We start from the raw sequence: 22447 nt of genomic DNA, 5'->3' as shown, positions 1-22447 counted from the left end.
ACTCCGAGGTCCCACCATGGCTGAAACCTCTTATCTGCCCAATCTCTTCAAGAGCGTGCGGCTGGAGCGTCCCGCGGACGCCAAGCCGATGATCGCCGAGAAGTTCGTCCCCGCCCTCGATGAGAAGGAGGTCACCATCGAGGCGCGCTTCATGTCCTCCCTGGCCGCGCTCCTCCAGAACGTGCCCCCCGCCGAGACGGGCCAGGGCGACGCCGTGCGCTTCGACAAGGGCCAGGTGCTGGACGTCATCAGCCGCATCGACGCGATGATCGACGACCAGATGAACGAAATCCTCCACCACGACAAGTTCCAGGAGATGGAGTCCGCCTGGCGTGGCCTGGAGGACCTCGTCGCGCACACCAACTTCAAGGCCAACATCGCCATCGACCTGCTGGACGTGGCCAAGAGCGAGCTGGCCCAGGACTTCGAGAACAACTCCGCGGACGTCTTCGCGGGGGCGCTCTTCGACAAGGTCTACATCCAGGAGTACGACCAGTACGGCGGCCGGCCCTTCGGCGCGCTCATCGGCCAGTACGAGTTCAGCTCCTCCCCCGCCGACATCAAGTGGCTGCAGGCCATGGCCAAGGTGGCCAACGCCGCGCACTGCCCCTTCATCGGCGCCGTCAGCCCGAAGTTCTTCGGCTGCGAGAAGGTGGAGGAGATGGAGGCCATCAAGGACCTCGAGGGTGCGCTGGCCCACCCGCGCTACGGCAAGTGGAACGCGCTGCGCGACAGCGAGGAGGCCGCGTACCTGGGCCTCACCTTCCCGCGCTACGTGCTGCGCCTGCCCTGGCACCCGGACAAGAACCCGTGTGACGACCTGCACTTCACCGAGGACTCCCAGGGTGACTCGAAGAAGTACCTCTGGGGCAACGCGGCCATCCTCTTCGCCCGCAACATGGCGAAGGCGTTCGAGATCTCCGGCTGGTGCCAGGCCATCCGCGGCCCCAAGGGCGGCGGCCTCATCAACGGCCTGCCGGTGGACACCTTCTTCCTGCGCGGCCAGGAGGAGCTGAAGGCGCCGGTGGAGATCGCGATTCCCGACTACCGCGAGTACGAGTTCGCCCGCTGCGGCTTCATGCCGCTGGTGTACCGGAAGAGCTCCAGCGACGCGACGTTCTTCAGCACCCAGTCCGCCAAGGTGTCCAAGCGCTTCAAGGACCCCAAGGACTCGGAGAACTCGCAGCTCGTCACGAACCTGGCCTACACGTTCTCCATCACCCGGCTGGCGCACTACATCAAGTGCATCATGCGGGACAACATCGGCAGCACCGCGGACGCGGCGTACATCCAGCGGCAGATCGACGCGTGGCTGGCCGGCTACGTCACCACGGTGGCCAGCCCGGACGACCTGACGGTGCGGCGCTTCCCCTTCAAGGCCACCAGCGTCGAGGTGCTGCAGCGCGCGGGGGAGATCGGCTGGTACGACTGCAAGGTCGCCGTCCTCCCGCACATCCAGTTCGAAGGCCTCAACGTGGAGCTGATGCTCGAGTCCCGGCTCGGCTAGCGCGGCGCCACGTCCCACCCTTTCCACATTTAGGAGCAAGCCATGCCTGAGTTTTCTCGCGACCTGGACGTGTACCAGGGCTTCAACTTCAAGAAGGACCAGCAGACCGCCGTCGGCTACATCCTGTCCGTCAGCATTGGCGGCCAGGCGCTCACCGCGGACATGGAGACCATCTCGGACCCCGAGCAGCCCGACAAGGCGCTCACGTCCAAGGTGGTCGCCGTGCTCAACAGCTACCACTGGGACACCGGCGTCACCGACGCCATGTACTTCAACGGGCAGCTGTCCACGTCCAACAAGACGAAGATCGCCGAGATGCTGCTGGGCACCTTCGCCAACGTGGAGGTGGTCTTCAAGTACGTCGTCTACGAGTACGACCCCATCGCCAAGAAGTACTTCAAGTCCAATTTCGTGGACTCGGACCTCAACGGCATCCTGGAGAAGAACGGGGACCGGCTGACCATCAAGGTGGCGAACAACGAGTCGCGGGAGGTGCAGTCGCCCAAGAACTTCGCCTTCCAGATTGGCATCAAGCCCAAGACGCTGGAGCAGTCCGTCAACGTGGCGGCGGCGTCCTCGAAGAACATCGTGAAGAAGTGGGGCGTGACGGAGACGGCGTAGCCACTCTTCACCCCGAGCGCCCCATGTCCCCCTTCAAGCTCGCCCGCGTCCGCTGGCATGTCGGCCAGACGCTGCTTCCGGAGCACTTCGAGGCCCAGGAGCAGGCGCTGGAGGCGCAGGTCCGCCTCCACGCCTCGCTGTCCGGCATGCCGGCCCACGGCGTGGCGGCGCTGACGTGGAGCGAGCCGCTGCTGGCCGGCGGCAGCCTGTCCGTCTCCACGCTGACGGCGGTGACGCCCGCCGGCTTCGTGGTGGACGTGCCGGGCAACGCGGTGCTGGCGCCCTTCTCACTGGAGGGCACCGGCCGCTCGGAGGCCACCGTGTACCTGCACGTGCTGCGGGACACGACGAGCGCCGAAGGAGTACGCCTGTACGCGGAGGATCCGCCAGTGCTGGAGCGGGTGCTGCGCGTGCTGCGGCTGTCGGCGGAGCCGGTGCTGGACGGGGCGGTGGACTCGCTGGCCCTGGCCACGTTCCGCCGCGACACCGAAGGGGTGTGGCACCTGGCGGAGGAGCAGGTGCCACCGCTGCTGCTGGTGGGCCCCCACCCCTTCCTGGGCGGCCTGCTGGGACGGCTGGACGCGCTGCTGGAGCAGTCCCGCCTCCAGCTCCTGGCGCGCCTGTCGGACAGCTACCTGCGCAGCGACAGGCTCTCCAGCGCCCGCCGGGCGCTGTGCCAGGTCCACAGGTTGCAATCGCTGCGGGACGACATGCGGCACCACATCTCCCCCCACCCCTACGCCCTCTTCGACGCCCTGCGGCAGCTCTACTTCGAGGCGTGCTGCTACCTGGAGCTGCTTCCCGACGGGACGCTGCCCGCGTACCAGCACGACGCGCCCGGCAAGGGGCTGGGACGCTGGCTGGAGCTGCTGACGCGCGCGCTCCGTCCGGAAGCGACTCGGACCACGCACAGGCCCTTCGCGGCGCGGGACGGACAGTTCACCTTCTCGCCGCTGCCCACGGAGGTGCGGGACGGCAGCGAGGTGTACCTGCTGGTGCAGCGCCGTCAGGCCGCGGAGCCGCTGCCCCTGGACGGGGTGAAGCTGGCCAGCCCCTCGCGCCTGTCCATGGTGCGGCGCATGGCCCTCAAGGGCATCCCCTTCCACCACGTGCCCCACCCGGCCTTCCCGCACGCGCTGGGCCCGGAAATCGACTGGTACCAGCTCGTCCCCGGTGAGGAGTGGCAGCTCGCGCTGCGCGAGGACGGCGTGGCCTTCTTCGTCACTCCCGCGCTCCAGGGGGCGCAGGTCTCGCTCTTCTGGCGGAAGGCGTGACATGGGGCGCGCCTCGTTCCTCGACAAGTTCTCCGGGAGGCACCGAGCCGGGGCCGGGTCCACGGGACGGCACGGCCTGGAGCACGTGCTGCTCAACCTGGAGGCCGTGCTCAACACGCGCGAGGGCTACGGCTACTTCCGGCGCGACTTCGGCCTGGGCGACTACACGGAGAAGTACGGCACGCGGGAGCTGGTGGAGACGCTCACCGCCGAGCTGCGCGAGGAGATTGCCCGCCACGAGCCGCGCCTGACGGAGGTGGAGGTGACGCTGCGGGGCCGGGACGCCGGCCTCTGGCTGCACTTCGGGCTGAGCGCCGTGCTGGGCGGCACGCGCCACAAGCTGCGCCTGCTCTTCGACACCCAGAGTGGCCGGGTGCGGGTGGAGCCGGAGCCATGAAGGCGAGCACCTTCGATGACCGGCTCGCCGTGTCCGTCACCCTCACCGCCGGAGGCACCGCGCACGCCATTCCTCCCGGCGACGTGAAGTCCTTCGAGCTGGACCTGCGCGCCTGGGGCTTCGAGGGCCGGGTGGACTTCCTCGTCGCGGACAACGCGGCGGTGGGCGGGCTGGAATCGGACGCGCTGAAGGCCGCCTTCCTGGAGCCGGATCTGCTGGAGGTGGCGCTGGAGCTGAAGGCGGTGCAGACGGATGCCGCGACCCAGCCCGCAATCACCCCGGTGAAGGTGAAGGGCCTGGTGGTGGAGCGCTCGCTGGTGGAGCTGCCCGCGGCCCCGCAGCCGGGCACGCCCCTGCTGTTCCGTCGCTACGGAGTGCGCTTCGTGGACGCGGCGCGGCTGCTGTGGGGGCAGCACCACCCCGTCTGCCTCTACACGCAGAAGACGGTGCAGGACGTGCTGGACGCACACAAGGGCGAGAAGGTCTCCCTCACGTACGACTGGCAGGACGGCCTGGGGACGACGCACGCGCAGCTCTTCCTCGGGCTGCCGCCAGAGGACGGCGCCAGCTTCTACGACTTCCTCATCTGGTACGTGCACACGCGCAATGGCGTGCTGGCCTGGGACTACACGGCGCAGGGGCTCTCGCTGTCCGCGGCGAAGGCGGCCTCGGGGACGCCGGTGGATGTGCTCGCTCCGGACGTGGACACCGTGGCGCTCAGCTTCCCGGAGGTGCCCCGTCACGAAATGGCGGTGCTCAACGCGGTGGCGGAGGGCGCGGCCACCACGCCCATCGCGAATACCCAGGCCGTCACCGGCATCCGCCAGGACGTGCTGCTGCGCACCTCCGTCGCTGACGAGGTGGATGCGCGGGTGACGCTGGAGACAGCGCGCCTCAAGGTGCCCGGGATGGAAGTGGAGCTGGGCTGGCGCCGCTTCCCCGCCGCGGCGCTCGCGCCCGGGACGCTCGTGAAGCTGCCGTCGGCGGAGGCCTGGTCCGCAACGGGGCTGGCGGCGGGTGGGACGTACCGCGTGCGCCACCTGCACGTGCGCGGCGAGGCGCTCAAGCCCGGCCCGGACGCGGCGCACCTGGAGCCCCACGCGGGCTTCCACTTCTCCATGGCCACGCGGCTGGAGCGCCAGGAGGAGACGTGGGTGGACCTGCCGCCGTACACGCCGCCGCGCTGGCCGCGCTACGTGGAGGGCACCATCGTCAGCGAGGTCGGCGAGGAGGCCGACGAGACGTGGCAGGCGTACACGGACAGCGCCACGTCGCTGGACGGCTACCGGGTGAAGGTGCCGCTGTGGGAGGACCAGGTCATCACCGTCCCCTTCAACCCGCACCTCTTGCCGGGGCACTTCTACTTCCCCGCCTACAAGGGACAGCGCGTGCTGGTGGCGCTGGACTTCCAGAAGGCCTGGCTCAAGCGCTTCCTGGACTGGCGTGACGGGGCGCGCATGCCCGCGGACGGCCAGGGCGTGCACCTGATGGTCGGCAAGACGGCGCAGAGCGGCACGTCGCTGAAGCACTCGTACACGGACGGCAAGCCGGTCTTCCTCTTGCAGAGAACCAACGCGAAGGACACGGCCCGCATCGAAATCAAGGAGGGCACGCTGCTCATCCACGTGGAGGAGGAGCAGGCCTGAGGGCGAGGAGACGTCATGGGGACGCTGGTCTGCACCATCGAGCTGGACAAGCAGAAGGGCATCACCGTCAAGGTGAACAACGCCGAGGGGAACATCGTGCAGACGGTGGTGATGGACGGCACCAGCATCACGATGAAGGTCGCCGGGGCGTCCGACACCAGCACCGTGGTGCAGAAGGCGGACAGCGTCACCGTCACCTGCAAGGACTTCAAGGTGGACGCGGACACCGTCACCCTCCTGTCCAAGCAGGCCTCGAAGTGGACGAGCCAGGCCACGCTCGCGCTGGAGAGCACGCAGGACATGACGCTCACCTCGCAGGCGAAGCTCACGCAGAGCGCCACCGCGGACGCGAAGCTGTCGTCCACGGCCAACGTCAACGTGGAGGCCACCGGGTCGCTCGCGCTCCAGGGCCTGTCCGCGGCGATGAAGGCCACCGGCGGCGAGGCGAAGGTGGAGGGCCTCACGCTGAAGCTGTCCGGCCAGACGCAGGCGGAGCTGGCCGGGGCCATGGCGAAGGTGTCCGGTCAGGCCTCGCTCGACTTGGAAGCGCAGGGCATGGCGAACCTCAAGGCGAGCGGCATCACCAGCGTGGCGGGTGCGCTGGTGAAGCTGGGCTGAGCAAGGGAGCGACACGGTGAGCCAGGCGACGACAGACCGCATCTACCAGGACTTCCTCGAGGAGATGTCCTCGCTGGAGCGCTTCCGCCAGCACTTCCACGAGCGCTACCCCGCGGCCCCGCTGGAGAAGGAGGACCCGGACGTGAGGCGCCTCATCGAGGCGCTGGCCTTCTTCTCCGTGCAGACGCGGCACGCGACACTGCAGAACCTGCGCTCCACCTGGCGGCGCCTCTTCGCCGGCTTCTTCGACTTCCTGCTGGAGCCGCTGCCCACCGCCGCGGTGGTACAGGCGGTGCCCACCGGAAAGCTGGGCGAGGCCGTGGTGCTGCCCCGGGGCACGGAGCTGCGGCTGACGCCCGCGGACGGCGTGGCCGGTACCTTCCGCCTCCAGCGCGACCTGCGCGTGCTGCCCGTGACGCTGGAGTCCACGGAGGTGCGCCCGCTGGTGCGCGGGGGCCACCGGCTCATCCTCACCTTCGAGTCGCGCCACGAGCGCAACGACGCGGTGGGCACACTGAGCCTGCACGTGCGCCATCTGGACGAGTACCTCCCGTCGCTGGCGGTGTTCCACGCGCTGCGCCAGCACGTGCGGGGCGTGAGCGTGGTGTACGGGGAGCGGGCGGACGAGCACTCCACGGGCGCCACCTGCGCGGTGTCCTTCGGCCGCGAGGCGCCCGCACCGGACGACACCGCGGCGTACGCGCACCCGCTCCAGCAGTTGCGCGCCGCGGTCCTCTTCCCGGAGCCGGAGCTGTTCGTCCACGTGGAGGTGCCGCCCGCGCCCGGGGCGTGGCGCCGCTTCAGCGTGTGCTTCGACCTGGCGCAGGCGTGGACGGTGGGGCGCTCGCACCGGCCGGACTTCTTCGTGCCCTTCGCGGTACCGGTGGTGAATCTCAAAGCGGAGCCGGCGCAGGTCATCACCACGGACGGCACGCGCTCCGAGCACCCCATCCGCAACATGAGCGCCGGGCGCGAGCTGGCGCTGCACTCGGTGACGGGCGTGTACGAGCTGACGAAGGCGGGACTCTCCCCGCTGCGCCCGACGCACCTGCCGGGCACGGGGCCTTCCTATGAGGTGGAGGACGTGCCCGGCGCGAATGGCCCCTCGCCCCAGTTGGTGCTGCGGATGCCAGAGGCCTTCACCACGCCGCGCAAGCTGGTGGTGGAGGCGCTCTGGCACCAGCCCCGCTTCGCCGCGGAGGCCTCGGGCCGCGTTGGCGTCACGGTGCCGGGCCGCTTCATCGAGGGGCTGGACTGGCGGCTGGCGGGTCCGCTGCAGCCGCACCGGGACAGCCCGCTGCACGATGACCTGACGGCGCTCACGCAGTTGCTGGCCTGGAAGGCGCGGGCCACGCTGGGCCTGGACGAATTGCGCGCGGTGCTGGAGCACCTGGGCACTCCAAGGGAGGGGCCCTTCCGCCGCGTCCTGCCGCTGTTGCGCGAGCTGTCCGTGTCGCGCGTGCCGGACAGCGCCCTGCGCGGCTCGGGGCTGCGGCACGTCTACGAGGTGGTGCTGGAGCCGTTCGAGCCCGGCCTGGAGCCGCTGGTGGTGTGCTTCCTCGACCTGGTGAAGCGCCTGCTGGACGCGTGGAACCACGAGGCGTCGGTGGAGCTGCGGGCCACCGTGGCCGGCGTGGGCCCGCTGACGCTGCCGGAAGGAGCGCCGACATGAAGCTGTCGCACTGGAAGACCATCCTGCTGGTGTACCGCCGCGTGGACGACCTGCTCGACGCCGAGCTGCCGCCCCTGGACGCGTCGCGCGAGCGCCTGTCCCCGGAGACGCTGGACGCACTCGCGCGGCGCCTGCAAGCCGAGGTGGAAGGACTGCGCGCCGCGCTGAGCGCGGAGCTGCGCTCCGAGGACGTGGAGCAGGCCCTCCAGCCCTTCACCTTCCTGGTGGACGAGAAGGCGCTGCGGCGGCTGGACGACGCGGACGCGCCACACTGGCCACTGCTCCAGTTGAAGCTGTTCGGCGTGGACTCGGGTGGTGACGCCTTCTTCGAGCTGGCCGACACCGGGCTGCGTCGCCAGGACACGCCGCCCCTGCTCTTCGAGCTGCTCCACTTCTGCCTCACCGCCGGCTTCACCGGACGCCACGTGGGCCACCCGGCCCGCCTGCGCGAGTACCGCGAGCGACTGGCGGCGCGCATCCCCCAGCCGGAGCGGGTGGCCGCGCCGGAGGCCCACACGCTCGCCGCGCCCGCGCCCACCGTCTACGACTTCCCGTGGCGGTACTACGCCGTCACGGCCGTCATCATCCTCCTGCTGCCCGTGGTGCTGTGGCGGCTGTCCAACCTCTGAGGTGCGGACCATGAGCGAAGCGCGTCCCCCCGCTGCCGCCTCCGCCCGCGAGCGGAGCACCGCGGTCCGGGAGCCGGAGGGAATGCCCCGGCGCCTGGAGCACCTGGAGCAGTTGATGGAAGCGGAGCTGGGTGCGCTGCGCGCGGGCACCGAGCCGCTGGTGGACACGCTGCGCCAGGGCGCACGAGCACTGGAGCCCGGGCCCGGAGGCACGCGTCCTGCACCGAAGGAGCGGGAGGCCTGGCGCGCGCGACTGCTCCAGTCGATGGACGTCCTGGAGGACGTCCTCGAGGGCCTGCAGCTTGCGTCCCGCGCGGACGCAGGCGGGAGGAGGGACTGAGCATGGCGGGGGCCGGAGACAAGGTGACGGCGGCCACGGGCGCGGCGGTGGAGACCGCTGAGGCCGCGCGGCCGTACCTGACCTGGGTGCTGGTGGGGCTGGCGGTGCTCCTCGCCGTGGCGCTGGTGGTGGCCATCGTGTGGTGGTGGCGCAAGCGGCGCCGCGAGGCGCCCGCCCGGGAGCCGCGCAGGACGCTGGAGTCCCGGAGGCTGTTGCGCATCCGCCAGCGCTTCCTGGGGGCCCTGCCCTGGCGCTACCGCGTGGCCGTGCGGGACTTTCCCACGGTGGTGGTGCTCGGGCCCGCCGGCAGCGGCAAGTCGCGGCTCATCGACCTGGAGGTGGACTGGCGGAGGCAGGAGCGCCAGTTCATGCCCAGCCACACCTCGGACCCGCTGCTCCAGTGCTTCCTCGGAGCGGACCGGGTGGTGCAGGAGTTGTCGTCCTCGTTGCTGGAGGACGACTCGCGGGAGGCGCGCAGCGCGCTGCGGAAGCTGTGGAAGGCGACCTTCCGCCGGCAGCGGGCGCTGGTCGTCATCGCGCTGGATGCACGCTGGCTGGCGGAGTCGCCCCCGGACGAGGTGCGGCGCATCACCCAGTTGGTGCGCGGCAAGCTCAACCTCCTCACCGAGGTGTGCAAGGCGTCCGTGGAGACGCGGCTGTGCCTGACGCACATGGATGCGATGGAGGGCTTCGCGGACTTCGCCCGGCTGCTGCGCACCCACGGAGCCCCACTGCAATGGGACGTGCCCCCGCCGGGCGAGGAGGCGAGGCTGGCCTCGGGCCTGCAGCCCATGGAGCAGTACTTCGCGCTCGGGCTGGTGTCTCTGTCCGTGGAGTCCTTCGGCCGGCTGGAGGAGTTCTACGCCCGGGGCGGCGAGTCCTTCGCGGCGCTCGCGCGCTTCGTCACCGGACTGTCCGAGGGCGGCGCCCTTTCATTCCCGCCGAAGCTCACCCACGTGTACCTGTCCTCGCCCGAGCCGGAGGCGCGCTCGGCCGGAGCGCTCACCTTCCGTCAAGAGCAGAAGGCACCGGAGCTGCGGGCGCGCTACCTCGGGGTGCACCTGCGACGCTGCGCCGCGCTGCTGGCGCTCGGGTGCTTGCCGGTGCTCGCGGCGTACGGCGTCTTCCGCCTGCGACTGGACTCGGCGGAGGCTGCGATGGCGGACTTCGACGCGACGGTGACGCACCTGGAGGAGCAGCACCTCACCCCTTCCGGCGAAGTCGTGGAGGGCAAGGCGCGGGCGACCATGAACGCCATGGCGACGCTCTGGTCCACCAAGAGCTACTGGCCGCCGCTCGAGGACAGCTTCACCCCGGAGATGACGGGGCTGCGCGGACGCATGGCCCGCGGCATCCGCCTGGCGCACCTCAAGCCCTTGCTGGAGCGCTGCCAGCAGGAGTGCTCGCGCTGCGGAGCCCTCATCCCCGGCTGCGCACCGGCGGAGTCCACCCTGTCGCCGGAGCGCCTCGTCCCCGACGACTGCGAGCGCGAAAAGCTGTGCCAGCCGGAGCAGATGCTGCACCTGCTGGCGGTGGTCCGCGCTTCGCGCAACGACGACCTGGGCAACCACATCCTGTCGTCGCTGAACGCAAAGCATCACCGGCGCTGGGGATGGGCCACCGACGCGCTCGGCGTGCGCCTGTCGGAGGGACACGCCTCGGAGGCCGGTGCGTGGGTTCAGGCCACGGGGCTGCGAGAGGAAGCCGTGGGTGACTACATCATCAGCAGCGATGTGCCCTGGCTGGTGGCGGCCGAGCAGCAGCCGGACACCGCGTGGCTGCGGTGGCCCTACGCGTGGCTGGAGGTGGACAGCTACCTGAACCCGTGGACGGCCCACCTCCGGCGGCTCCAGACGGTGCTGTCCGCCCGGGAGGTGGACCTGGAGCAATGGGACGCGCTGGAGGTGGAGCGCAGGCGGCTGCACGCCGTGCTCACGCGCAGCGCCGTGTACACGTCCACGCGCGAGTTGCTGGCGCTCATCGACACCTCTCGCGCGCCGGAGAACCAGGGCACGCTGAAAAATGTGGGGAGCATCCCGCAGGCGCTGGACTGGCTCCACAAGCACCGCGCGGACCTGATGGAGGTGCTGCGCCTGGAGGAGGACATCGGCACCGGGCTGGAGGCGGTGGAGACCATGACCACGGCGCAGTTGCTCACGCGCACCGACGGCCTCTTCCTTCCGGGCGAGGGCGACGCCCGCATCGAGGTGCGGATGCCCCAGCAGGCCTTCGAGTTCCGCCCGCGCGAGGTGTCGCGGATGCTGCTGGAGAAGCTCATCCGTCAGCGCGAGGCGGGGCGGTGGCCCTTCCCGCGCCGCGCGTCCAAGGGGCTTCCCGCGGGCGCCGTGTCCTCCGCGTCCGATATTGGCCTGGGGCTGGCGGAGGCAGACGCGCAACCCGGGCGGACGGGGGACAGCCTGGCCCTGCCGCGGCCCACGGGGCGCCTGGGGTTCGACACGGACCTCAAGCCGCTGGTGGACGAGTTCACCCTGCGCATGGCGGACACGAAGCTGAGCCAGGCGGAGGCGGCCCAGCGCCAGGCCTACGTACTGCGCAAGGTGGGCAACTTCGCGCGGCAGTACCGGCAGGACCTGCTGGTGCGCTACCGCGAGCAGCGCTTCACGGCGGGAGCGCTGACACTGGCCTCGCAGCTCTCGGCGCTCTCCCAGCCCGCATCCGAGCTGACGACGATGCTGCGCGAGGTGGCGGATGGAGCCGGTATCGGCCCGCTGCAGAGCCCCTACTACGCACCGCTGCGCCAGGAGCTGGCGATGTTCTCCCCCATCGTCCAGCTCATGACGCCGGACAAGGACGGGCAGACGGCGCAGCTCGTGCCGTACCTCTTGCTGGTGTCCCAGCTCCAGGCGGAGCTGGGGGGCTCGGCAGCCTCGCCGCCCACCGCGGCGAAGGCGGGCCCGGGGGCTGCGGTGCCGGAGGGTGGAGGTACGCAGTTGGTGGACCTGATATCGCCGCTGGGACGGGTGGCGCTGTCGATGATGCTGGAGGACGAGGGCTCGTACCTGGCGCGGGTGGACGCGTGGCTGGACAAGCAAGGCCTGCTGGGCGAGCTGCGGCGTCCCTTCCGCGAGCCCTTCGTGCTGACGCGCGAGCTGGGGCGGGCGGAGCTGGAGCGGGTGCTCGCGGAGCAGTGGGACGAGCAGCGCCAGCGCACACTGGAGCCGCTGCTGCGGCGCTACCCGTTCAACGTCGAGTCGAGCCAGGAACTGGACCCCGAAGAGCTGGACGTGCTGCGCCGTGGGGACGGGGCCTTCTGGCAGTTCGTCGCGCAGGTGCTGACACCAGTGGTGGAGGAGAAGGGCACGGAGTGGATGCTGCGCCGGCCGCTGCGCCAGCAGCTCTCGGTGCCGCCGCGCATGTTGCTGATGCTGTCCCGGCTGTCCCGGCTGTCCCGGGCGCTGTGGGACGACGAGGGCAAGCCGAAGCCGCTGCCGCTGCAGGTGCGCCCGCTGCCGCTGCCGGCGACCGGCGCGAGTGGGTTCGTCACCATGTCGTTCCTGAAGTGCGGCGCCGCCGCGGCCTTCGGGTTCAACCAGACGCCGGCCTGGCAGGAGTTCCCGCTGAGCTGGTGGGAACCGAAGACGGCCTCGGTGGGGGCGGAGCTGCGCACGCCGGGGAGCGAGACCCGGCGCTACCGGTCCACGGAGCTGTCGCGCTCGTCGTGGAACTGCTTCCGACTGCTGGATGAGGCGTCGTTCGACGCGGAGCAGAACGCGGCGTGGCCCCTGCCCGGGCCGGAAGCCACGGTGGCGACGGAGCTGAGTCTGCGCTTCGGGATGCGGGGCGGGCCGTGGACCGTCTTCCGGGAGGTGGTGCGATGAACGCGGGCGGCTTGAGGGCGGTGGGACTGGCGCTGGTGTTGGGCGCGGTGGGCTGCGGGCCGGGTCACCTGTCGGTGCGCGTGAATGCTCCGCCGGGAGCGAACCAGGGGCGTCCGCTGCAGATGGTGGTGCGCGCGGTGGACGCGAAGCAGTACCTGACGGAGTCCTACGCCGACGTGGCGAAGCAGGTGGTGCACCCGGACGAGTCGATGGTGGAGACGCTGGTGGTGTACCCGGGGACGCGGACGGAGACGCGCGTGAAGGTTCCCGAGGACGCGTCGCTGGCGGTGTCCTTCCTGTTCACCACGCCGGACGGCGCCTGGCAGGTGCTGCTGGATGCGCCCTTCCCGGGCAAGGTGGACATCGAGCTGGAGGAGAGCCGCATCCGTACGGATGTCGCGCGGCGCCCCACCAGAAAGGGAGGTGTGGCGAAGAAGGCGGAGGCTCCGAAGGCCGAGGCGCCCAAGGTGGAGGCTCCGAAAGTCGAGGCGCCCAAGGTCGAAGCGAAGGTGGAGGCCAAGGCGCCCTGAGCCGCGCGCTCACGCCGTGGCGAGCGCTCCCGCCTGGAGCTCCAGTGCGTCGAGCGAGGCCCCCACGGAGGTGTCCGTCGCGTCGACCCCGGCCTTCAGCTGCGTGCGCGCGGAGGCCACCTGCGCCTCGGCGGCCGTGACGGCCGCATCCACCTGCGCCTTCGCGGCCTCGGTGCCGGCATCCACCTGCTGACCCAGCTCCGGCAGACCGGCCTTCACCTGGGTCTTCAACGCGTCCACCCGCGCGGTCAGCGGCTCCTTCACGGAGAGGACCTGCTGCACGGCCTGGTCCCGCGCGGTGCCGAGCTGCGTGACGGCCGCGGCCACCGCCTGGTCCAACTGCGCGCCCGCCGGCTCAACGGCCTGGAGGATGGACTGCTTCAGCGTGTCCACCTGCTGCACGAGCTGCTGCTGGAGTGTCTCCACCTGCTGCACGGCCTGGGACTGGACGGAGTCCACGCGCGAGAGGAGCTGCTGCTGCAGGGACTGGAGCTGCTGCGCAGCCTGGCTGGAGAAGGTGCCGAGCTGCTGGGTGACCTGGGTCACCACCTGTCCAATCGCCTGAATCGCGGGGTCCACCAGTGGCTTTGGGAGGTTGGAGACGGGAATCGCATCCAGCAGGGAGTTGATCCGGACGAGCAGCGCATCCAGTGAGCCGGTCAGCGTCTGATACAGCGTCTGGAGTTGTTCGAGCACGGCGGGCAGTGGCGCGAAGAGGGCCATCACCTGCTCCTTCACGGCGGCCAATTGCCCGGCGAGGGAGTCGAGCGTGGACAGCGCGCTGTCCACCGCCTGCTGGAGCGGCTCGCGAATGGCGGCGACCGCGGCCAGGGCCGCCTTCACCAGCGCATCCATGGCCTCCTGGGCTCCAGTGATGAGGGCCTCCACCTGTTCGATGGCCGGAAGGAGTGCCGCCTCCACCGCCTCCACCTGCCCGCGAAGCGTGGCCACCTGGCCGGAGAGGAGCGTGTCCAGCGTATCCAGCGCGCCAGAGGCTCCCTCGGTCGCGCTCGTGAGCGTCGCCCCCACGCCCTGCTCCAGCGCGGCGAGCGTCCCGGACACGGCGCTCGCCGTGCCTTCCACCTGGGCGCGCAACGGAGGGAGTCCCGCACGGAGCCTGCCAACTTCCGGCGTGTCCTCACGCGCCGCAAGCTTCGCATCGAGCGCCTCGATGCGCGCGGAAAGTGCGGTGAGTGCTGGCTCCATCTCGGGACGCAAGGTTGCGATAAGCGCCCCGACACCACCAGCCCGAGCCTCGACGTCTTCGCGAGCAGCGCCAAGACGCGAGGAGAAACCTGCCCCGGTGGACTCCAGCTCACCCTTCAGCTCCGTCACCGTGCCGAGCAGTGCCTTCATGACGTGCCCTCCCCTGCCGACTTCCGCACCGCCTTGCGACGCCGCTCCCACGTCGTCATCCGCGCCGTCAGCACATCCATGCCACGCGGCTCCCGCGCTGCCATGTCATGCCGCGCCCGTCTCACTTCAGCCGCTCCAGTGCAGCGCGAACTTCCGCCGCAGCGCCCGAGAGCGGGGCCGTGCGCCCCGACAAACCAGCCAGCGCCCCATTGAGCTCGGCACGTGCCTCGGAGACCTTCGCGCTCACGGCCGCCTGCGCCGCTTCGAGCGCGGCCGTGGTCTCCGTCGTTGCCCCGTCCAGCTTCGCCTGCGCACCGCCAGAGGCCACCCGGTACGTGGCCGTCATCTCCCCCATCGCCCCCGTGACGCCGGCCGACAGGTCCGCCCGCGCCGATTCCACCTGCGGTGACACGTCGTAGGTGGACTCGGTCGAACCCGCTCCCGGGTCTTCCTTCGTCTGGAGCAACAGCACGCCCTCGGCCATGCGCACGGTCCCCGTGTCCGAGCCCGAGACCCGGTGCATGTTCCACACGGGCTTGCCGTCCTGGTAGTCGTGGATGAGCGACGTCTGGCTCGTGGCGCTCTTGCCCAGCAGCATCCCATCGCCCTGCCCGTCCTGCGGGAGGCGCGCCCCCTCGGCCCAGTCGAGGTGGCGGTGCAGCTCGGCCCGGTCGAAGTGAAGGGCCACCAGCACCCGCTCATGCTTGTAGGGCGGGAAGTAGAACTCGCCCGGAAAGGCCCCGGGCTCCGCCGGCACACGGACCGTCTTGTTCCACAGCGGCACCGTCACCTGCCACGCGAGCACGGACGTCTTCGTGTCCTCGGACAGCAGCCAGGTGCGGTCCGTCTCCCCGCCCGCCGGGCTGTGCACCTTGCCCTCGACGTGCAGCGGGTAGCGAGGCCGACGGAAGGGCGGAAGCTCCACCGAGGTGTCGGAAGCCCGCTCCAGCCGCGCGCTCAGCTCCACCGTGTAGCCCGCATGCGACACCTGCAGCCCGTCGTGTGGCCCCGAGTGCAGGCTCCGCGCCTCCAGCGACAGCTCCACCGCGCGCAGGTCCTCGCCCGTACCCACGGCACCTTTGCTCCAGCCGGTTCCCTCCAGCCGGAGCCCAGCGCCCGGATGCACCGCGACGGTGGGGAAGTGACGGAAGGTGAGCCGGACCTGACGCTGGGGCACGCGCAGCCGCACAGCCTCCAGCGACTGTCGCTGCTCCGCCTCGGCGGCGATGGGCGTGCGCACCAGGAAGTCGTGGCGGATGCCGGTGGCGGCCTGCTGGGAGTCCACGTCCAGCGAAGCGCCCTGGAGTGCCGAGCCATTGAGGACCCGCGCCGCATGGCGGGGCACGGGCGGGAACAACACCTCGCACCGCTCGACCCGGTCCGCGCCGAGCCGCGCCACCGTGCCCACCCGGGGCTTCCGCCCGGACAGGGTGTAGCCGTCTCTCGCGGAGTCATACGTCCAGGCCCCGCCGTAGGTGTGCGCCAGCCAGAGGACGAAGTCGTGGAAGCTGGTGCCCGGAGCGTCTTCGCCAAGCGCAAGGCAGACCAGGGGCCGCTTCTCGTCGAGTACGTCCCAGTCACACTCCAGCGTGACGGCGCCCGCAGTGTGGGCTGTGAGCAGGTCCGCCAATGACATCTGGGTGTGCAGCTCGGTGGGGCGGTGCTGGCGCCAGACCACCCGTGCGGCATCCTCGAAGTCCACGGTGTAGCGGCGGAAGCGCACGGCCGTGCCCTCGACCGTGCCATGCGTCCGCGCCTCCAGTCGCCGGGTGCGCGCAAGCCCCTGCACGACGAGCGGCTCGGGCGGTGACGCCGGCACCGGATAGCCCCCGGAGATGGCCAGCCGGACCTTGAGGAGGTCCGGCGTGGAGAAGGCGGTGAAGAGCGCCGCGTCGTCCTTCTCCAGCCCGGTCCAGAACGTCACGGACGCGGTGAAGCCATGGAGCGTCAGGTGCACAGAGCACGACTCCACCTGTCCGCCCGGAACAGTGAAGGTCTGTCCGCCGATGCTCAGCGAGAGGTCCAGCGCGAGTCGTTCCTGGAAGGCCATCTCCGCTCCCAGGCCCGCTCCCTTGCCACTGGCGTGCCGAGCCCTCCCGAGGCACACGCCCTCACCGCGCATCCCGTCCGCTGCCCGCTGGAACGCAGCCGCGTCCCGGGGGGACGCGCGCCCTCGGGAATCACCGAGCCGCCGAGGCCGCCTCGATGATGAGGTCCGCGTAGCGATTCACCGGGTCCTCCGGCGCCGTGCCGTCGCGGAAGTAGAACGTGTGCGCGTCCCACGCGTCGGGCCGTGAGTCATTGGCGAACATCCACAGCGAGCCGCCGCCCACGCCCTCCTCGCGCATGCACTCCAGCCAGCCCCGGTAGAGCGCCCGGCGCTGCGACAGGTCCAGATCGCCCTCGTTGCGCAGTCCCAATTCCCCGACGAACAGCGGCTTGCCCAGGCTCCGCGCAATCGCCGCGTGCTCCGAAATCCACTTCGCCCCCGCCACCGCCGTGCCCGCGCCATCCAGGCCCCAGGCCTCCGGATAGAAGTGCACGGACGCGAAGTCGATGAACGGTGACGCCGTGTTCCGAGCGAAGCTGGAGCCCGGCGTCCGCAGCATCGTCGAGCCCACCGCCGCCCAGAAGGGCGCGTCGTAGCCTTCCGGTGAAGGCTCGAACCCCTCCTCCCCCGTGCCCACCAGATGCCCGGGCGCGTGCGCCTTCACCTCGCGCGCCACGTCATCAATCCAGGCGCGCAGCTTCACGCCCTCCTTGTCCAAGCCCTTCCCGCGCGGCTCGTTGAGCAACTCCCACGCGAGCACCGCCGGGTGGTCGCCATAGCGGATGCCGTCCACCGTGTTCACCCGGTCCAAGAGCCGCACCACATGCGCCTTGTAGTGCGCCACCACGGACGGCTCGGTGAAGAAGCGCGGGTCGCCTTCCACGGGCTGTGGCAGTCCCGCCCACTCCACGTACTGCCGCGCCCCTCCATACGCGTCCCAGTAGTTGCCCAGCGTCAGCACCAGTCGCACGCCGTGCACCCGCGCCCGCGCGAGCACCCGGTCCAACCCCTCGAGCGACACCTCGTCGTACTGGAGCGGCGCCACCTGCATGGCGCTGTCTCCCACCTTCGACACCGCCTCGTTGTGCCCGTTGGTCCGCACTGCCCGCACGCCCAGTGCCGCCGCCTTCGCCAGCACCTCCTCCAGCACCGGCGACTCCGACAGCCCGCGCCGCACGTCACGCGCCGCCTCCTCCTGCAGGAAGTACGCGTTGAGCACCATGCTGCCCGACGGCAGCCGGTCCATCTGCTGTGCCGGGCCGCCCGCGCAGTCCGCGGCCACCGCCTCCAGCATCACCGGCTCACCGTCGCCGCACGCACACAGTGCGAGGGCCAGGGCCGCGGCGGTGCTCCGGCACGAAGAGGACATGGCCGCATGCTACCTGCGAGACCCGCCTCGCGCACTGGCCCCGGGGTCCGCTAGCGTGCGCCCCATGGAGCTCAGACTGGAAGGCGTGTCGAAGACCTACCCCAACGGCACTCGTGCGTTGCAGGGTGTCAACCTCAACATTCCTCGCGGCATGTTCGGCCTGCTCGGGCCCAATGGTGCTGGCAAGTCCACACTGATGCGCAGCATCGCCACGCTGCAGGACGTGGACACGGGCAGCATGACCTTCGACGGCATCGACCTGCGCCGCGACAAGGACAAGCTGCGCGAGGTGCTCGGCTACCTGCCCCAGGACTTCGGCGTGTACCCCAAGGTGACGGCCTGGGACATGCTGGACCACCTCGCCCAGCTCAAGGGCCTCGCCCAGCGGGGCCCACGCCACGACGCGGTGAAGGCGCTGCTCCAGAAGACCAACCTCTGGGAGCACCGGGACCGCCGGCTCGGCGGCTTCTCTGGCGGCATGAAGCAGCGCTTCGGCATCGCCCAGGCGCTGCTCGGCAACCCGAAGCTCCTCATCGTCGACGAGCCCACCGCCGGCCTCGACCCCGCCGAGCGCTTCCGCTTCCACAACCTGCTCGCCGAAATCAGCACCGACGTCGTGGTGCTGCTGTCCACGCACATCGTCTCGGACGTCGCGGACCTCTGCCAGAACATGGCCATCCTCGCGCAGGGCAACGTCGTCCTCAGCGGGCACCCGCTCAAGCTCGTGGACGCGCTCCAGCAGCGCGTGTGGAAGCGCTTCATCTCCCAGCAGGAGGAGCTGGACGCGCTGATGAAGGAACTGGAGGTCATCGCCGTGCGCCGCGTGGCCGGGCAGCGGCTCGTCCACGTCTACGCGGAGACCCAGCCGCCGGGCTTCGAGCCCGCGAATCCCGACCTGGAGGACGTCTACTTCCACGCCCTGTCGCGGGCCCAGAAGCAGTCCTGAGAGGGCACACCATGTTCTCTGCCCTCGTGTTCTTCGAGCTGCGTCGCCGGGTGAAGATGATCTCCACCTGGGTCTACGCCGTGGTGCTGGCCGGTGCCGGCCTGCTGATGGCGATGGCCACTGGAGGCGTGTTCAAGAGCGTCTCGGCGAGCTCCGGCTCCGAGCGCGTCTTCGCCAACAGCCCCCACAGCCTCTTCGGCCAGCTCACCTCGCTCGCCTTCTTCGGCCTGCTCATGGTGGCCGCCATCTTCGGCCAGGCCGCGTACCAGGACTTCGGTCACGGCACGTGGATGCTCATCTTCACGAAGAACGTGAAGAAGGCCCCGTACCTGCTCGGCCGCTTCCTGGGCGCGTACCTCTTCAGCGCGGTGCTGCTGCTGTCCATCCTCCCCGGCACGGTGGTGGGCCTGCTCGTGGCGTGGCTGATGGACCCCTCGCAGCTCACCGCGCACCAGACGGTCGCGTACCTGTGGCCCTATGTCATCGGTGTGTGGCCCACGCTGTTCTTCTGTGGAGCCCTCTTCTTCACGCTGGCCGCCGTCACCCGGCGCATGGCCCCGGTGTACGTGGGCATCGTCGTCCTGGTGCTCGGCTACATCGTCATCAGCGCGGCCGTCGGGGACGTGCAGTACCAGTACCTGGGCTCGCTGCTGGACCCGTTCGGGTTCAACACCTTCGAACTGGTGACGCGGTACTGGACTCCCGCCGAGCGCAACCGCGACCTGGTGCCGCTGGCCGGTGCCATGCTCGCCAACCGCCTCATCTGGCTCGCCGTGGGCGCGGCGCTGCTCGGGCTCGCGGTGGCCCGCTTCCGAACCACCGTGGAGGAGCACAGCGGCCGGGGCGCGACTCGCGAGGCGGCCTCTCCTGCGCCCGTCGCCCTGCCCTCCGTTGCCGCCGCGCCGACGACGGGAAGCTGGCTGCGCACGGCGGCGTCCTCCGCGTGGCTCGCCTTCCGCGACGTCCTCCGCTCGCCCGTGTACTGGTCCTTCGTGGTGGCCGGGCTCTCCTTCGTCACGCTCGGCATCCTCTTCTCGAATCAGATCTTCGGCACGCCCACGTACCCGGTGACGTGGCAGGTGCTGGAGCTCGCGATGGGCACCTTCCGCCCCTTCGTCCTCATCACCATCACCTTCTACGCCGGCGAGCTGGTGTGGAAGGAGCGTGACGCGGAGCTCGGGGACATCGTGGACGCCACGCGCGTCCCGACGTGGGTCGTCTACTCCGGCAAGCTGGGCGCACTGCTGCTCGTCGCGCTCTCGCTCAAGGGCGTCGTCGCCGTGGCCGCGCTCGTGTCCCAGGTGGGCCGGGGCTTCTTCGACATCGAGTGGAACCTCTACTTCACCCAGCTCATCCTCCTGGACTACCTGCGGGACGTGCTGCTGTGCGTGCTCGCGTTCTTCGCGCAGGTGCTCATCCACCAGAAGTACCTCGCGTACCTGGTGATGGTGCTCTACTTCGCGGCCCAGGCCGGGCTGGGGCTGCTGGGCGTGGAGGACGCCCTCGTCCGCTATGCCTCCGAGCCCTCGGTGCAGTACTCGGACATGAACCGCTACGCGAACCTGCTCCCGGTCATCTTCTGGTACCGGCTGTACTGGTATGCGCTGGCGGTGCTCCTCGTCGCGACGGGTTACCTGCTCACCGTGCGCGGACGTGAGACGCGCTGGCGGGAGCGCCGGACCGCCGCGAAGGCCCGCCGCTCCACGGGCTGGACGCTGACCGCCGCGCTGTCGCTGCTCGTGTTCCTCGGGGCCGGAGCGTTCATCTTCTACAACACGCACGTCCTCAACCCGTACGTCACGGCGAAGGACCGGGAGCGCCAGACGGCCCGGTACGAGAAGGACTACAAGTCCTACGCGGACCTGCCCCACCCGCGCATCATCGCAGCGGACGTCACCTTCCACATCCATCCGGAGGAGCTGCGGCTGGAGTCGCTCGGCACCTACCGCGTCCGCAACAAGACGCAGGCGCCCATCCAGAAGGTGCTCATCAGCCTCCCGCAGGATGCACGGGTGCGCAGGCTGTCCATCGCCGGGGCGGACACGCCCGCCTCCCACGACACCGAGCTGGGACTGTTCGTCTTCGAGCTGCCCACGCCGCTGGCCCCGGGCGCCGAGGCCGACCTCGCCTTCGACCTGGAGTTCGGCACGCGCGGCTTCGAGCACGGGGCGCAGCCCACGAACATTGCTGGCAACGGCACCTTCTTCAACAACGGCAACCTGCCGGTGCTCGGCTACCAGAAGGACTCGGAGCTGGTGGAGGACGGGGACCGCAAGGAGTACGGCCTCGCGCCGAAGGAGCGCCTGCCCGACCGCGATGACCCGAAGGCTCTCGAGGACAACTACATCCGGCAGGACTCGGACTTCATCTCCTTCACGGCCACGGTGAGCACGTCGCCGGACCAGATTGCCGTGGCACCGGGCTACCTGGAGAAGGAGTGGACGGAGAACGGCCGCCGCTTCTTCCGCTACAAGATGGACCAGCCCATCCTCAACTTCTTCTCCGTGCTGTCCGCGCGCTACGCCGTCACGCGCGACACGTGGCGCGACGTGAAGCTGGAGATCTACCACCACCCCACGCACACCTACGCGTTGGAGCGGATGATGCGCGGCATGAAGGACGCGCTGGAGTACTGCAGCGAGAGCTTCGGGCCGTACCAGCACCGGCAGGCGCGCATCCTCGAGTTCCCCCGCTACGCGACGTTCGCCCAGGCCTTCCCCAACACGATTCCCTACTCGGAGGGCATCGGCTTCATCGCCCGCGTGCGCGAGGGGAACGCCGACGACGTGGACTACCCGTACTACGTCACCGCGCACGAGATTGCCCACCAATGGTGGGCGCACCAGGTGGTCGGCGGGCGCGCGCAGGGCGCCACGATGACGTCGGAGACGATGGCGCAGTACTCGGCGCTGATGGTGATGAAGCACCGCTACGGGCCGGAGAAGATGAAGCGCTTCCTCAAGTTCGAGCTGGACCGCTACCTCATGGGCCGCGCCATGGAGCGCAAGAAGGAGGTGCCCCTGTCGCGCGTGGAGAACCAGGCGTACATCCACTACAACAAGGGCAGCCTCGTCATGTACGCGCTGCAGGACTTCATCGGCGAGGAGCGCGTCAACCGCGCGCTGAAGCGCTACGTGGAGAAGGTGCGCTTCCGGGGCCCGCCGTACACGGGCTCCACCGAGCTGCTCGGCTTCCTCCGCGAGGAGACGCCTCCGGAGTACCAGTACCTCCTCGAGGACCTCTTCGACACCATCACCCTCTACGACAACCGCACCGTGTCAGCGACGACGCGGAAGAATGACAAGGGCACGTGGGACGTCACCCTCAAGGTGATGGCGAAGAAGTACCGGAGCGACGACAAGGGCACCCAGACGGAATTGGACTTCAACGACTGGATGGACGTCGGCGCGCTCGACGAGAAGGGCGAGGCCGTCTTCCTGGAGAAGCGCAAGGTGCCCAAGGGCGAGTCGGAGATTCAGTTCACCGTCCCGGTGAAGCCCGCGCAGGTGGGCGTGGATCCGCTCAACGTGCTCATCGACCGCACGTCCAGCGACAACGTGACGGAGCCCACCGACGGAGAGCCGGTGGCGATGGGGGCACAGCCCGCGCGCTGAGCCGCGAGTCCTCCCGGCGGTGACCGCCGCCGGGAGCCG

The 22447-nt window shown here is 70.1% G+C and carries 16 protein-coding genes; 13 read left to right on the top strand and 3 right to left on the bottom strand.

Annotated features, from left to right (window positions below; translation table 11 throughout):
* Positions 1-16: 16 nt before the first annotated feature.
* The 11 genes from tssC to OV427_RS44060 are packed head-to-tail and all read left to right on the top strand — an operon-like array spanning position 17 to position 13073.
* Positions 17-1507, top strand: coding sequence for a type VI secretion system contractile sheath large subunit (gene tssC, locus OV427_RS44110; protein ID WP_267862244.1), 1491 nt, complete (start codon positions 17-19; stop codon positions 1505-1507).
* Positions 1508-1549: 42 nt separating this feature from the next.
* The gene (locus OV427_RS44105) at positions 1550-2128 is read left to right on the top strand and encodes a hypothetical protein (protein ID WP_267862243.1); all 579 of its coding nucleotides are present in this window, start codon (positions 1550-1552) and stop codon (positions 2126-2128) included.
* A 23-nt stretch (positions 2129-2151) separates the two neighbouring features.
* Positions 2152-3402, top strand: a complete 1251-nt coding sequence (gene tssK, locus OV427_RS44100) for a type VI secretion system baseplate subunit TssK (protein WP_267862242.1) — start codon at positions 2152-2154, stop codon at positions 3400-3402.
* A gap of 1 nt (position 3403) precedes the next feature.
* A complete protein-coding gene (gene tssE, locus OV427_RS44095) occupies positions 3404-3799 on the top strand; it encodes a type VI secretion system baseplate subunit TssE (RefSeq protein WP_267862241.1) in 396 nt (131 codons plus the stop codon).
* The gene (locus OV427_RS44090) at positions 3796-5445 is read left to right on the top strand and encodes a hypothetical protein (RefSeq protein ID WP_267862240.1); all 1650 of its coding nucleotides are present in this window, start codon (positions 3796-3798) and stop codon (positions 5443-5445) included. The genes tssE and OV427_RS44090 overlap by 4 nt, the downstream gene beginning before the upstream one ends.
* A gap of 15 nt (positions 5446-5460) precedes the next feature.
* Positions 5461-6063 carry a hypothetical protein gene (locus OV427_RS44085; RefSeq protein WP_267862239.1) on the top strand — a complete coding sequence of 201 codons (603 nt, stop codon included), beginning with the start codon at positions 5461-5463 and terminating at the stop codon, positions 6061-6063.
* 16 nt (positions 6064-6079) lie between these two features.
* Complete coding sequence (locus OV427_RS44080) at positions 6080-7735, top strand: type VI secretion system baseplate subunit TssF (protein ID WP_267862238.1); 1656 nt, start codon at positions 6080-6082, stop codon at positions 7733-7735.
* Entirely contained in the window at positions 7732-8364 is a 633-nt protein-coding gene (locus OV427_RS44075) for a DotU family type IV/VI secretion system protein (protein WP_267862237.1), read from the top strand. Before OV427_RS44080 ends, OV427_RS44075 begins: the two co-directional genes overlap by 4 nt.
* A 10-nt stretch (positions 8365-8374) precedes the next feature.
* Positions 8375-8704, top strand: a complete 330-nt coding sequence (locus OV427_RS44070; protein ID WP_267862236.1) for a hypothetical protein — start codon at positions 8375-8377, stop codon at positions 8702-8704.
* A gap of 2 nt (positions 8705-8706) precedes the next feature.
* Positions 8707-12543, top strand: a complete 3837-nt coding sequence (locus tag OV427_RS44065) for a type VI secretion IcmF C-terminal domain-containing protein (RefSeq protein WP_267862235.1) — start codon at positions 8707-8709, stop codon at positions 12541-12543.
* On the top strand, positions 12540-13073 hold the full coding sequence (locus tag OV427_RS44060; RefSeq protein WP_267862234.1) for a hypothetical protein: 534 nt from the start codon (positions 12540-12542) through the stop codon (positions 13071-13073). Before OV427_RS44065 ends, OV427_RS44060 begins: the two co-directional genes overlap by 4 nt.
* Positions 13074-13082: 9 nt before the next feature.
* On the opposite strand, the gene OV427_RS44055 is transcribed toward OV427_RS44060, so the two are convergent.
* From OV427_RS44055 to OV427_RS44045, 3 genes are all read right to left on the bottom strand, one after another.
* A complete protein-coding gene (locus OV427_RS44055) occupies positions 13083-14429 on the bottom strand; it encodes a hypothetical protein (protein ID WP_267862233.1) in 1347 nt (448 codons plus the stop codon).
* 121 nt (positions 14430-14550) lie between these two features.
* Positions 14551-16479, bottom strand: coding sequence for a hypothetical protein (locus tag OV427_RS44050; protein WP_267862232.1), 1929 nt, complete (start codon positions 16477-16479; stop codon positions 14551-14553).
* A 130-nt stretch (positions 16480-16609) separates the two neighbouring features.
* Positions 16610-17848 (bottom strand): glycoside hydrolase 5 family protein, encoded by a 1239-nt coding sequence (locus OV427_RS44045; RefSeq protein WP_267862231.1) that lies wholly within the window; start codon positions 17846-17848, stop codon positions 16610-16612.
* A gap of 64 nt (positions 17849-17912) precedes the next feature.
* On the opposite strand from OV427_RS44045, the gene OV427_RS44040 reads away from it, so the two are divergent.
* Positions 17913-18794, top strand: coding sequence for an ABC transporter ATP-binding protein (locus OV427_RS44040; protein WP_267862230.1), 882 nt, complete (start codon positions 17913-17915; stop codon positions 18792-18794).
* Between the two features lie 11 nt (positions 18795-18805).
* Positions 18806-22408 (top strand): ABC transporter permease/M1 family aminopeptidase, encoded by a 3603-nt coding sequence (locus tag OV427_RS44035; protein WP_267862229.1) that lies wholly within the window; start codon positions 18806-18808, stop codon positions 22406-22408.
* Positions 22409-22447 lie beyond the last annotated feature (39 nt).

The sequence above is a fragment of the Pyxidicoccus sp. MSG2 genome, assembly GCF_026626705.1.
GTDB lineage: Bacteria > Myxococcota > Myxococcia > Myxococcales > Myxococcaceae > Myxococcus.
Note: the sequence above shows the minus strand (reverse complement) of the source record. Positions and strands in the feature narration are given on the sequence as shown.

What these genes read in the sequence shown, in the direction of transcription:
- OV427_RS44040 (WP_267862230.1), top strand. Translation starts at nt 17,913, where the DNA reads ATGGAGCTCAGACTGGAAGGCGTGTCGAAGACCTACCCCAACGGCACT.
- OV427_RS44070 (WP_267862236.1), top strand. Translation starts at nt 8,375, where the DNA reads ATGAGCGAAGCGCGTCCCCCCGCTGCCGCCTCCGCCCGCGAGCGGAGC.
- OV427_RS44065 (WP_267862235.1), top strand. Translation starts at nt 8,707, where the DNA reads ATGGCGGGGGCCGGAGACAAGGTGACGGCGGCCACGGGCGCGGCGGTG.
- OV427_RS44060 (WP_267862234.1), top strand. Translation starts at nt 12,540, where the DNA reads ATGAACGCGGGCGGCTTGAGGGCGGTGGGACTGGCGCTGGTGTTGGGC.
- OV427_RS44075 (WP_267862237.1), top strand. Translation starts at nt 7,732, where the DNA reads ATGAAGCTGTCGCACTGGAAGACCATCCTGCTGGTGTACCGCCGCGTG.
- tssE (WP_267862241.1), top strand. Translation starts at nt 3,404, where the DNA reads ATGGGGCGCGCCTCGTTCCTCGACAAGTTCTCCGGGAGGCACCGAGCC.
- OV427_RS44085 (WP_267862239.1), top strand. Translation starts at nt 5,461, where the DNA reads ATGGGGACGCTGGTCTGCACCATCGAGCTGGACAAGCAGAAGGGCATC.
- OV427_RS44050 (WP_267862232.1), bottom strand. Translation starts at nt 16,479, where the DNA reads ATGGCCTTCCAGGAACGACTCGCGCTGGACCTCTCGCTGAGCATCGGC.
- OV427_RS44055 (WP_267862233.1), bottom strand. Translation starts at nt 14,429, where the DNA reads ATGAAGGCACTGCTCGGCACGGTGACGGAGCTGAAGGGTGAGCTGGAG.
- OV427_RS44105 (WP_267862243.1), top strand. Translation starts at nt 1,550, where the DNA reads ATGCCTGAGTTTTCTCGCGACCTGGACGTGTACCAGGGCTTCAACTTC.
- tssC (WP_267862244.1), top strand. Translation starts at nt 17, where the DNA reads ATGGCTGAAACCTCTTATCTGCCCAATCTCTTCAAGAGCGTGCGGCTG.
- OV427_RS44090 (WP_267862240.1), top strand. Translation starts at nt 3,796, where the DNA reads ATGAAGGCGAGCACCTTCGATGACCGGCTCGCCGTGTCCGTCACCCTC.
- tssK (WP_267862242.1), top strand. Translation starts at nt 2,152, where the DNA reads ATGTCCCCCTTCAAGCTCGCCCGCGTCCGCTGGCATGTCGGCCAGACG.
- OV427_RS44035 (WP_267862229.1), top strand. Translation starts at nt 18,806, where the DNA reads ATGTTCTCTGCCCTCGTGTTCTTCGAGCTGCGTCGCCGGGTGAAGATG.
- OV427_RS44045 (WP_267862231.1), bottom strand. Translation starts at nt 17,848, where the DNA reads ATGTCCTCTTCGTGCCGGAGCACCGCCGCGGCCCTGGCCCTCGCACTG.